Below are 12,070 nucleotides of genomic sequence, written 5' to 3'. Positions count from 1 at the left end.
GGGGTTACAATTTGATCAAGAAATATACATGCCAAAATGGTGTTAGAATCATTTTAGAATCCATTCCGACTGTTCGCTCCGTTGCTATCGGAGTTTGGATTGGCACAGGTTCTAGAAACGAGACGAAAGAAACAAACGGCATTTCTCATTTTTTAGAGCATATGTTTTTTAAAGGAACAGAAAAAAGAACAGCTAGAGAAATTGCAGAAGCTTTTGACAAAATTGGCGGTCAGGTGAATGCCTTCACCTCAAAAGAATACACCTGCTATTATGCAAAAGTGCTCGATGAGCATGCAAATTATGCACTTGAAGTGCTGGCTGATATGTTTTTTAACTCAGTATTTGAAGAAGAAGAATTAAACAAAGAACGAAATGTTGTTTTAGAAGAGATCAAAATGTATGAAGATACTCCAGACGATATTGTGCACGATTTGTTAAGCCAGGCTGCGTTTGGCGATCATCCGCTTGGCTATCCGATTTTAGGCACAGAAAAAACTTTATCTAGTTTTAACGGCGATGCGTTGAAAAGCTATATGGAAAAATACTATACTCCTGACAATATCGTCATTTCAGTAGCTGGAAACGTTCAAGAAAGCTTTATTCAAGAGGTTGAGAAATGGTTCGGCAATTTTAAGTCGTCTCATAAAAAAGAAAAATATAAGGAACCGGTTTTTTTGGACCAAAAAATCGCCAAGAAAAAAGAGACGGAGCAAGCGCATCTCTGCATTGGGTTTAAAGGGTTGAGAGTCGGTCATGACGACATTTACAGCTTAATTGTGTTAAACAATATTTTGGGCGGGAGCATGTCAAGCCGATTATTCCAAGAGGTGAGGGAAGAAAAAGGGCTTGCTTATTCTATTTTCTCTTACCACACTTCATATGAAGACAGCGGAGTGCTCACAATTTACGGTGGGACTGGAAGAAACCAGCTGAATATTTTATTTGAAACGATTTTTCAAACAATTGAAAAATTGAAAAAAAGCGGTATTACTGAAAAAGAATTAATGCATTCAAAAGAACAAATTAAAGGGAATTTAATGCTTAGTCTTGAAAGTACAAATGCAAGAATGAGCAGAAACGGCAAAAATGAGCTGCTCTTAGGCAAACATCGATCTTTGGATGAAATTATCGAAACGGTTAACCGTGTTGATATCATGAGCGTCAATGAACTTATTCAACATATTTTTACAGATGAATATGCTGTATCTTTAATTAGTCCAGAAGAGAATCTTTCTTCTGCAATTCCAGAATTAAAATGCCTGCTATGATGGATTGGCGGGCATTTTTTATTTGCCAAAAACGTATACATGTATGGAAAGCTATGTTCATCAGTTTCGAATCAATCTCTGCCTGTGAATATGTTCGTATATTTATAATGAAAGAGGGGAGCCAATACTATGCGTTTATCCGAGTTAAGCGGAAAAGAAATCGTCGATGTAAAACGAGCGGAACGTCTAGGCGTGCTCGGTCAAACAGACTTTGAAATCAATGCGGAAACTGGACAAATCACGGCGCTTATTATTCCTTCTTTAAAGTGGTTCGGTTTAAGGAAACAAGGACATGATATTCGAGTACCGTGGGAGCATATCAAAAAAATTGGTCAAGATATGATCATTATTGACGTACCGGAAAATTCCTTAAATAAAATTGATGACTAATGAAGATCCGCCGGCTAAAGAAGCCGGCTTTATTTTTTTGGCAATTTTTCGATGCGATTCACCTATCGGCTGCCGCCTACATAATATGCTTAAAACAGGGAGCTAATTATGGTTTTCGAAACTGAACTGAATTGCCATAAAGAAGGTGAAAAAAAGGATGTTAACTGGCTTAAACGTTGCTGTAATTGGCGGTGACGCCCGGCAGCTAGAGGTGATCCGAAGGCTATCAGAGCACGATGCCAATCTATTTTTAATCGGATTTGATCAGCTTGAACATGGGTATACAGGATCAGTAAAAATAAACAGCCATAATATTAGTCTGGAAGGAATGGACGCAGTAATATTGCCTGTTTCAGGAACCGGAAGCGAAGGACAGGTCGAAGCAGTTTTTTCCGCTGAAGAAATCGTACTGACAAGAGAAATGGTGGCCTCCACTCCTGAGCATTGCATCTTTTATTCTGGGATACGCACAAAATATTTAGAAGAGTTAATGGAAAAAGAAAAACGAAAGCTTGTACCGATACTGGACCGTGATGATGTAGCGATATATAATTCCATTCCGACAGTAGAAGGGACCATAATGCTCGTTATTCAACATACTGATTTTACCATTCATGGTTCCAACATTGCCGTTATCGGATTTGGACGGACAGGAATGAGTGTTGCCCGCACTTTTGCAGCATTAGGAGCTAATGTGAAGGTAGGCGCTCGCAAACAGAAAGATTTGGCCAGGATCACGGAAATGGGAATGAAGCCGTTTCATTTGAGTGAACTGAAGGACGAATTGTCGTCGATCGATATTTGCATAAATACAGTTCCAGCGTTGGTGTTGTCTTCTAATGTTTTGGCAGCTATGCCTGTCCACGCTCTTATTATCGATTTAGCATCAAAGCCGGGAGGAACCGATTTCCACTATGCTGAAAAAAGAGGTATGAAAGCCATTTTAGCACCTGGTCTTCCAGGAATTGTCGCACCGAGGACAGCGGGCCAAATTTTGGCGAATGCGTTGACAATCCTTTTAACTGAACAGCATCAGCTTGAAAGGAGTATGGATAATGGAAGTGAAAGGTAAACGGATCGGATTTGGTTTAACAGGCTCTCATTGTACTTATGATGCGGTATTTCCGCAAATTCAAAAGCTCGTTGAAAAAGGAGCAAACGTTTTGCCAATTGTCACCTCGACCGTAAAGACGACAACAACTAGATTCGGGGAAGGAGAAGAATGGGTCAAAAGAATTGAAGAAGCGACTGGAAATCAAGTAATTGATTCGATCGTGGATGCCGAGCCTTTAGGTCCGAAAATTCCTCTTGATTGCATGGTCATTGCGCCGATGACCGGCAATTCGATGAGCAAACTGGCGAATGCCTTGACGGACTCTCCTGTATTGATGGCTGCAAAAGCGACTATGAGAAACCATCGCCCCGTTGTACTAGCCATTTCTACAAACGATGCTCTCGGGTTAAATGGCGTAAATTTAATGAAGCTAATGGCGGCAAAAAATATTTTCTTTGTTCCGTTCGGCCAAGATGCACCCCACCAAAAACCGAATTCAATGGTGGCGAATATGGATCGGTTAGTGGAAACAGTTGAACATGCGCTTGAACATAGACAGCTTCAGCCGGTTATTATTGAACATAAAAAATAATCAAACAAATAAAACGCTTTCATGAAAAATCGCTCATCACTTTTTTTGGCTACTGTGATACAATTAAACGTAATACGAATACATGATTATTCGACTCTGATGCATTTTGGAAGGAGATAGATAGAAAATGGCTCAAAAAGGTTTTCATGTAGCAGTTGTCGGAGCAACTGGAGCAGTAGGAACACGAATGATCGAAACATTGGAAAAAAGAAATTTTCCTGTGGAAACTTTAACGCTCTTATCATCCGAACGATCTGCAGGAAAGACAGCTACATTTAAAGGAAAACCAATCACAGTACAAAAAGCGGAACCGGAGAGCTTTGAAGGGGTTGATATCGCTCTTTTCAGCGCTGGAGGAAGCGTGTCGAAGCAGCTTGCACCGGAAGCAGCTAAAAGAGGCGCGGTCGTGATCGACAATACGAGCGCATTTAGAATGGATGAAAACGTTCCTCTCGTAGTACCGGAAGTGAACGAAGAGGATATAAAATGGCATAACGGTATTATTGCCAACCCGAATTGTTCGACGATCCAAATGGTTGTTGCATTGCAGCCGATCCGTAAAGCGTTCGGGCTGAAAAAAGTCATTGTTTCCACTTATCAAGCAGTATCAGGTGCGGGGGCACAAGCGATTCAGGAATTGAAAGAACAGTCTAAAGCGATTTTAGAAGGAAAGCCGTTTGTACCTGAAATTTTACCTGTTAAAAGTGACGAAAAACATTATCAAATTGCGTTTAATGCAATTCCGCAAATTGATAAGTTCCAGGAAAATGGATTTACATTTGAAGAAATGAAAATGATCAATGAAACAAAAAAAATTATGCATATGAAGGATCTGGAAGTTGCAGCGACCTGCGTCCGCTTGCCGGTCGTCATCGGGCATTCAGAATCAGTCTACATTGAAATCGACAGGGACGATGTTACTGTAAATGATATTCGCAATGTATTAAGAGATGCGCCTGGCGTTACGCTTGAAGATGATCCGGCAAATCAAATTTATCCAATGCCTGCTTTTGCAGAAGGCAAATACGATACATTTGTAGGCCGAATTCGCAAAGACTTAGATCGGCCAAACGGCTTCCACCTTTGGGTTGTATCCGACAATTTATTAAAAGGGGCAGCATTAAACTCTGTACAAATTGCCGAAAGTTTAATTAAACTGAAACTAGTATAAGGTGAAAAGAAGAGAGTTGAAGCCATCAGCTCTCTTCTGTTTAGTTATTTTATAGAGGTGAACATCATGAGCATTGTTGTTCAAAAGTTTGGAGGAACGTCTGTCCGTGATGAACAAGGCAGAAGACATGCGTACGAACATATAAAGGAAGCCTTGTCTGAGAAAAAAAAAGTGGTCGTCGTCGTATCAGCGATGGGGAGAAAAGGAGATCCGTACGCAACAGATACGCTGATCAGCCTTGTGGAAGGCGGGATCGACACCATTTCCAAACGTGAACAGGATATGTTGCTGTCCTGCGGAGAAATCATCTCTTCTGTCGTATTTACTAGCATGCTAAAAGGGAAAGGAATAAAAGCGGCAGCTTTAAGCGGAGCGCAGGCAGGTTTTTTGACGACAAGTGAACATACAAATGCTAAAATATTAGAATTGAAATGTGATCGCCTGCTCGGGCTTCTAGAAACAAATGATGTCGTTGTTGTCGCAGGCTTTCAAGGAGCACAAGCAAATGGAGATGTGACGACAATTGGGCGCGGCGGCAGTGACACTTCAGCAACAGCACTTGGAGCAGCTTTAAAAGCAGAATATGTAGACATTTTTACAGATGTGGAAGGAGTTATGACAGCGGATCCTCGTATTGTTAAGGATGCAAAGCCCCTTTCATTTGTGACGTATACGGAAATTTGCAATTTGGCCTATCAAGGAGCAAAGGTGATTCATCCGCGTGCGGTTGAAATCGCTATGCAAGCCAAAATCCCGATTCGCATTCGTTCCACTTATTCTAAATCGAAAGGAACGATCATCACTTCTCACCATCAGGATAAACTAGGTGCGGACATAAAAGAACGTTTAATTACTGGAATAGCTCATGTTTCCGATGTCACGCAAATTAAAGTAGATGCAAAAGAAGGGAATTTCCGTTTTCATCAAGAAATTTTTAAAGCGATGGCTACAAGCGGAATTAGCGTCGACTTCTTTAATATTACCCCTAAGAGTGTCATATATACTGTTCATGGGGATGTAACGGATCTTGCTGTTGGAATTTTGAAAGAGATCGGATATGATCCGATGATCACGCGGCATTGTGCAAAAGTCTCAATTGTAGGAGCAGGCATTCAAGGAGTCCCTGGAGTCGCTTCCAAAATCGTTGCTGCTTTATCGGAGGAAGGGATACAAATTTTGCAATCGGCAGACAGCCATACAACAATTTGGGTGCTTGTGAAGGAAAGTGAAATGATTCAAGCAGTTAATGCACTTCATAAAGCGTTTGATCTTGGAAAATAATCGATAAAGGTGTGAGGAACAAGTGGGTATGTTTGGAAGAATTTCAACTGCAATGGTTACCCCGTTTGACAATAACGGGAATATTGATTTCCAAAAAACAGAAAAATTAGTAGAATATTTAATCCATCATGGAACAGATTCAATTGTTGTGGCTGGAACAACGGGTGAATCTCCAACTTTAACAACGGAAGAAAAGCTCGCTTTATTTAAACATGTCGTTTCTGTTGTCAATAAAAGAGTTCCAGTGATTGCAGGGACAGGTACAAACAATACAAGAGCTTCCATAGAACTGACAAAAAAGGCGGAACAAACCGGCGTCGATGCGATTATGCTTGTCACTCCATACTACAACAAACCGAATCAGGAAGGGATTTATCAGCACTTTAAAGCGATAGCAGAAAGCACGCATCTTCCTGTGATGCTTTACAATGTGCCTGGCAGAACATCGTCCTCGATCGCGCCTGAAACGGTTATTCGTCTATCGGAAATTGACAATATCGTTGCGATTAAAGAAGCTAGCGGAGATCTTGATAATATGGCCAAAATTATCGAGAAAACGCCAGATGATTTTGCTTTATACACTGGGGACGACAGCTTAACGCTGCCGACATTATCAATAGGCGGTGATGGCGTCATATCTGTAGCCTCCCATGTTGTAGGAGATGAAATGCAAGAAATGATTCAAGCCTTTTTGTCAGGTGATGTGAAAAAAGCCGGAAGCCTTCATCGAAGACTTCTCCCATTAATGAAAGAACTGTTTAAGGCGCCAAACCCTGTTCCAGTGAAAGCAGCGCTGCAAATAAAAGGTCTGGATGTTGGTCCGGTGCGCTTGCCGTTAGTTCCGTTAACAACAGATGAGCGAACATCATTAGCCGCTGTGATCCATGAATTAGGCTGATCATCGTGATTAGCCTTTTTTTATTTTAAAAATTCCACTCTGCCCCATTCAAAACAGCTGTGTCTAGCGGCTTAATTTTTCGGATAAGTGTGCCTGATATAAATTAACTTGTATTCCATTTCTTTCATCAGGTATAATATTGCTAAGTGCTTTGGACGGGGATATTTAGGGAGGATCACTAACACTTATGAAAAAAGCTGAAAAAATTCAACTTATTGCTTTAGGAGGGGTTGGGGAAGTCGGAAAAAACCTGTACATCGTCGAAATCGACTCGGATATTTTTATTGTGGATGCCGGCTTGAAATATCCTGAAAACGAGATGCTCGGAATTGATGTGGTGATACCGGATATTACATATTTGCTTGAACGTAAAGATAGGGTTCGGGCCATCTTCTTAACAAATGGCAGATTGGATCGGATCGGTGCGATTTTCTACATTTTAAAACATATCAATGCGCCAGTTTACGGAACGAAATGGACAATTGCCTTGACAAAAGAAAGAATGAAGCAATATTCTGTTACCGCTGATTTTCGCGAAGTGAATATGCGAAAGCCTGTACATTTTCCTCAAGTGACGGTTTCTTTTTTTCGCACATTCTCAAATATTCCTGATTCTATGGGAGTTTGTTTCCATACGTCAATGGGAGCGATCGTGCATACAGGCGATTTTAAATTAGAGCAATCCTCGATCGGAAGTCATTTTCTTGATTTTGGTAAAATGGCGGAAATCGGTAATAGCGGAGTTCTTTGTTTGCTTTCCGACAGTATCAATGCAGAAAGACCCGGCTTTTCTGGTTCCGAAGCTCTTGCCGGAGAAATGATCAACGATGTTATGTATAATTCGCCTGGAAGAGTTGTTGTATCTGTAGCAGAGACGAATATTTACCGAATTCAGCAAATTTTCAATGCCGCAGTTGAGACTGGAAGAAAAATAGCAATTATAGGGAAATCGTTTGCCAAAATTATTGAGCTTGCAAGACAATTACGGTATTTAAAGGCTGACGATGATTTGTTTATTCCGGTGTCGCATTTAAAAAAGCTTGAAAAACAAAACTCTGTTCTACTATGTGCAAGCGATTCATTCGATCCGCTTGCGGAAATTTCAAAAATGGCAAAAGGCATTCACAAGCAACATCATATAACTTCCGATGATACGGTTTTAATTGCTCAGACCCCAACACCCGGACAAGAACTTATTTATTCGAAAACGATTGATTTGCTGTTTCGAGCAGGAGCCAATGTTGTTTCGATTGATAAAAAAGCGTTTTTTTCTGGTCATGGCTGCCAAGAAGAGCTGAAGCTTATGCTACATTTAATGAAACCAAAATACTTTATTCCCGTTCATGGTGAATTTAAAATGCAAATAGCGCATGCTAAAATTGCGCAATCGATCGGAATACGCGAAGAAAACATTTTTTTGCTCGATCAAGGAGATGTGGTTGAATTCACCCCTAAATCTGCCAAAACGGTTACAAAAGTACCTTCTGGAAATGTACTCATTGACGGGCTTGGTGTAGGAGATGTTGGAAATATCGTGCTAAGAGACCGGCGTTTGTTATCTCAGGACGGCATTTTAATTGTTGTTGTTACGTTAAACAAAGAGATGAAAAAAATTGTCGCTGGTCCTGAAATTATATCAAGAGGGTTTGTGTATGTCCGTGAGTCTGAAAGCTTAATTTCCAAAGCTACGAAAATGGTGCATGACACACTGTCGTCTTGTATGGAAGATGTCTCAATGGACTGGTCAACAATGAAACAAAACATTCGCGACGTCTTGAATCAATTTTTATATGAGCAAACGAAGCGCCGCCCGATGATTTTGCCAATTATTATGGAGGTTTAGACAAAAAGCAGGTCGACGAAGCCTGCTTTTTTCTCATTTTTTAAACGGTTTCCTAGCCGTATGAAAAAATGGATTCCGTTCATACTAACATCATAACGGTAAGAAGAAAGGATGATTGGGATGAACGGAAATGCTGATCAACCGACTGTTCAGCCAGTGGAAAAGGGAAGCGAAAATGTAGTTGACAAAATTCAGCAGTTAGGACAAACAAACATTCCGCAAATGGATCAGGAAACAAACATTCATTGTTTGACCATTATCGGTCAAATTGAAGGACATATACAGCTCCCTGCTCAAAATAAAACAACGAAATATGAACATATCATTCCGCAAATTGTGGCGATTGAACAAAATATGAAAATAGAAGGACTGCTCGTCATTTTAAATACTGTCGGCGGCGATGTTGAAGCAGGACTTGCGATCGCTGAAATGCTTGCTTCGCTTACGAAACCGACTGTATCCATCGTTCTTGGCGGCGGACATTCTATCGGTGTGCCCATCGCTGTGTCATGCGATTATTCATTTATTGCGGAAACGGCTACGATGACGATTCACCCGATAAGGTTAACCGGTTTGGTCATTGGTGTTCCGCAAACGTTTGAATATCTTGATAAAATGCAGGAGCGGGTTATTAGTTTTGTAACAAAGCATTCCAATATTACAGAAGATAAATTTAAAGAGCTGATGTTTTCAAAAGGAAATTTAACAAGGGATATTGGAACAAATGTTATCGGTCAAGATGCGGTTAAGTACGGCTTGATCGATGAAATAGGTGGTGTAGGAAGCGCGATGAAAAAATTGAACGAACTTATTTTAGAAAGAAAGAATGGAAAAGGAGGGGACATCCTTCAATGATTTTATACACGACTGTTCCTGAAGAGCTCATTTTTCCATCAGATCAAGAAGCTTTTCAAAAAAGGCACATTATTGAGATGAACGGCATTTCATTATTAATAGAAGAAACGGGAGAAAATCAATGCCAAATCGTCAGAGTGCTTTCAACCAATCCAAACCATTATTTATTGGAATCTGTTTTCCCCGGTCAAAAAGTACCTTTTTTTCGAAGCTAACATTCCTTTTAAAGACAACATCGTTGCTAGCATACCTAAATTCAAGTTTGTATGATATAATATGGACACAAACAGTCGTTCGCAGCCAAATAGTGGCTGCGTTCTTGTTTTACATAATACATAGGTGGGATTAAAGTGGCAAAAGTGAAAAGAAAACGAAAAAAGAGAAAAACGGATTGGCAAAATAAACTAAAATTTGAAATAGCGGGACTTCTGCTATTATCATTGTCGATAATCGCTTTAAGCGAATTTGGATTTGCTGGCAAAGCGCTTGTCTCCTTTTTTCGGTTCTTCGCTGGAGAATGGTTTATTATCTTTTTGCTAGGATTATTATGGTTTTCCATATATATATTTTGGAAAAAGACATTCCCTCATTTTTTAACGAGAAGATGGCTCGGGATCTATCTTATAGTTGGCTCAATTTTAATTCTCAGCCATATGAAGCTGTTTGAAAATTTGTCAAAGGGAGGAGTTTTTGCTTCTCCAAGCGTTATATTGAATACTTGGGAGATGTATTTAAAGGAATTAAACGGGGAGGCAAGCGCTCAAGATCTTGGAGGAGGAATGATCGGCGCCGTTTTTTTTGCTGCATCATACTATTTATTTTCTTCAGGGGGCACTCGAATTATTTCCATTGTCTTGATCATAATTGGTTGCATCTTAATTTCCGGAAAATCACTCGGAAACAGCCTCTCCAAAATTGTTGAGTCCATCGGCCGGATTTTCAAAAAACAATTTTTTGCCTTTGTGGATGATATGAAGAACTTATTTTCCTTAGTAAAAAAACAAAAGAAAAAGCAAAAGAAGCATCGCTCCAATAAGGTTCAGGCTGAAGACGATCAAGAACAAGAAGATGAACATTTAGAAGAAAATACATCTGAACCGATTATTTCCAGTTTTACAGACCATCCGGAAATCATGACAAATGATAAAAAAGAGCCCGAAAATAATTTAAAGCAGGAACAAATTACGTTTGAAGAAAAGGATGAGCCGATCGCCTTTCAGGAGATAGAAAACAAAGATTATAAATTGCCTCCGATTGATTTGCTGTCTCTTCCAAAATACAGCGGTCAGCATGCCGATAAGCGGAATATTTACGATAATGCGAGAAAACTAGAGCGCACTTTCCAAAGCTTTGGAGTGAAGGCAAAGGTTACCCAAGTACATTTAGGGCCTGCTGTAACAAAATATGAAGTGTACCCGGATGTCGGGGTGAAGGTAAGCAAAATTGTCAGTTTAAGCGATGACCTGGCGCTGGCTTTAGCAGCAAAAGATATTCGGATTGAAGCGCCGATTCCGGGAAAGTCTGCAATTGGAATTGAGGTGCCGAATTCAGAAATTGCGATGGTGTCATTGCGCGAGGTGCTGGAATCCAAAATGAACGATCGCCCTGATTCCAAGCTGCTGATCGGCTTAGGACGTGATATAACTGGAGAAGCGGTGCTGGCTGAACTGAACAAAATGCCGCATCTGCTTGTCGCAGGTGCAACAGGCAGCGGAAAAAGCGTCTGCATTAACGGGATTATTACAAGCATTTTGATGAGGGCGAAGCCTCATGAAGTGAAAATGATGATGATCGATCCAAAAATGGTCGAATTAAGTGTTTACAATGGGATTCCGCATCTATTGGCTCCTGTTGTGACAAATCCGAAAAAAGCGTCGCTCGCATTGCAAAAAGTAGTAAATGAAATGGAAAGAAGATACGAGCTGTTTTCACATACTGGAACGCGCAATATTGAAGGATATAATGAAATGATCAGAAGGCAAAATTCGCTGTCAAAAGAGAAGCAGCCTGAGCTTCCTTTTATTGTCGTCATCGTGGATGAGCTTGCTGATTTAATGATGGTGGCTTCTTCTGATGTAGAAGATTCGATTACACGCTTGTCGCAAATGGCCCGTGCTGCTGGCATTCATTTAATTATTGCGACTCAACGTCCGTCTGTTGATGTAATTACAGGAGTCATAAAAGCCAATATTCCATCGAGAATTGCCTTTAGTGTGTCCTCCCAAACCGATTCACGCACTATTTTGGATATGGGGGGAGCTGAGAAACTGCTCGGAAGAGGAGATATGCTGTTTTTGCCAGTCGGATCATCAAAGCCGATTCGTGTTCAAGGAGCGTTTTTATCAGATGAAGAAGTGGAAAAAGTCGTGAATTACGTCATTTCACAACAAAAGGCGCAATATCAAGAAGAAATGATTCCAAACGAAGATTCCGAGGATCATGGAGATGTTGATGATGAATTATATAATGAAGCGGTTCAACTAGTTGTGGACATGCAAAGTGCAAGTGTATCCATGCTGCAAAGAAGATTTAGAATCGGCTACTCAAGAGCTGCGAGATTAATTGACGCCATGGAAGAGAGAGGGGTAGTCGGACCTTATGAGGGAAGCAAGCCGCGCCAAGTGTTGATTTCTAAAGAAGAGCTGGAGGAACGTTTGTCATAAAAATTTTCGTGTTTTTCATGTAAAAAATATTTAAATAACGGGCATACTAAAACTA

At 40.4% G+C, this 12,070-nt stretch carries 11 protein-coding genes; all 11 read left to right on the top strand.

Annotated features, from left to right (window positions below):
• Window positions 1-11 precede the first annotated feature (11 nt).
• Window positions 12-1,268 carry a pitrilysin family protein gene (locus tag NSU19_RS11040; RefSeq protein WP_339196511.1) on the top strand — a complete coding sequence of 419 codons (1,257 nt, stop codon included), beginning with the start codon at window positions 12-14 and terminating at the stop codon, window positions 1,266-1,268.
• A gap of 129 nt (window positions 1,269-1,397) precedes the next feature.
• Window positions 1,398-1,658 (top strand): YlmC/YmxH family sporulation protein, encoded by a 261-nt coding sequence (locus NSU19_RS11035; protein WP_063386713.1) that lies wholly within the window; start codon window positions 1,398-1,400, stop codon window positions 1,656-1,658.
• Between the two features lie 157 nt (window positions 1,659-1,815).
• Window positions 1,816-2,730 (top strand): dipicolinic acid synthetase subunit A, encoded by a 915-nt coding sequence (gene dpaA / locus NSU19_RS11030; protein WP_066246456.1) that lies wholly within the window; start codon window positions 1,816-1,818, stop codon window positions 2,728-2,730.
• Window positions 2,714-3,304, top strand: coding sequence for a dipicolinate synthase subunit B (locus tag NSU19_RS11025; protein WP_063386715.1), 591 nt, complete (start codon window positions 2,714-2,716; stop codon window positions 3,302-3,304). The genes dpaA and NSU19_RS11025 overlap by 17 nt, the downstream gene beginning before the upstream one ends.
• 127 nt (window positions 3,305-3,431) lie before the next feature.
• Window positions 3,432-4,475: an aspartate-semialdehyde dehydrogenase gene (asd, locus tag NSU19_RS11020; protein WP_063386716.1), complete on the top strand. Its 1,044-nt coding sequence runs from the start codon at window positions 3,432-3,434 to the stop codon at window positions 4,473-4,475.
• Window positions 4,476-4,541: 66 nt separating this feature from the next.
• Entirely contained in the window at window positions 4,542-5,756 is a 1,215-nt protein-coding gene (dapG, locus tag NSU19_RS11015; RefSeq protein WP_339196507.1) for an aspartate kinase, read from the top strand.
• 22 nt (window positions 5,757-5,778) lie between these two features.
• A complete protein-coding gene (gene dapA, locus NSU19_RS11010; protein WP_117016776.1) occupies window positions 5,779-6,654 on the top strand; it encodes a 4-hydroxy-tetrahydrodipicolinate synthase in 876 nt (291 codons plus the stop codon).
• 187 nt (window positions 6,655-6,841) lie between these two features.
• On the top strand, window positions 6,842-8,497 hold the full coding sequence (locus NSU19_RS11005) for a ribonuclease J (protein ID WP_063386718.1): 1,656 nt from the start codon (window positions 6,842-6,844) through the stop codon (window positions 8,495-8,497).
• 120 nt (window positions 8,498-8,617) lie between these two features.
• Window positions 8,618-9,352 (top strand): ClpP family protease, encoded by a 735-nt coding sequence (locus NSU19_RS11000; protein ID WP_066246454.1) that lies wholly within the window; start codon window positions 8,618-8,620, stop codon window positions 9,350-9,352.
• Window positions 9,349-9,567 (top strand): YlzJ-like family protein, encoded by a 219-nt coding sequence (locus NSU19_RS10995; RefSeq protein ID WP_066246452.1) that lies wholly within the window; start codon window positions 9,349-9,351, stop codon window positions 9,565-9,567. The genes NSU19_RS11000 and NSU19_RS10995 overlap by 4 nt, the downstream gene beginning before the upstream one ends.
• 135 nt (window positions 9,568-9,702) lie before the next feature.
• Window positions 9,703-12,015, top strand: coding sequence for a DNA translocase FtsK (locus NSU19_RS10990; RefSeq protein ID WP_339196504.1), 2,313 nt, complete (start codon window positions 9,703-9,705; stop codon window positions 12,013-12,015).
• Window positions 12,016-12,070: the final 55 nt, after the last annotated feature.

This window comes from Aeribacillus sp. FSL k6-2211, from assembly GCF_037966125.1.
Classification (GTDB): domain Bacteria; phylum Bacillota; class Bacilli; order Bacillales; family Aeribacillaceae; genus Aeribacillus; species Aeribacillus composti.
The sequence above is the reverse complement of the archived record's forward strand: the minus strand, read 5'-3'. Positions and strand labels throughout refer to the sequence as shown.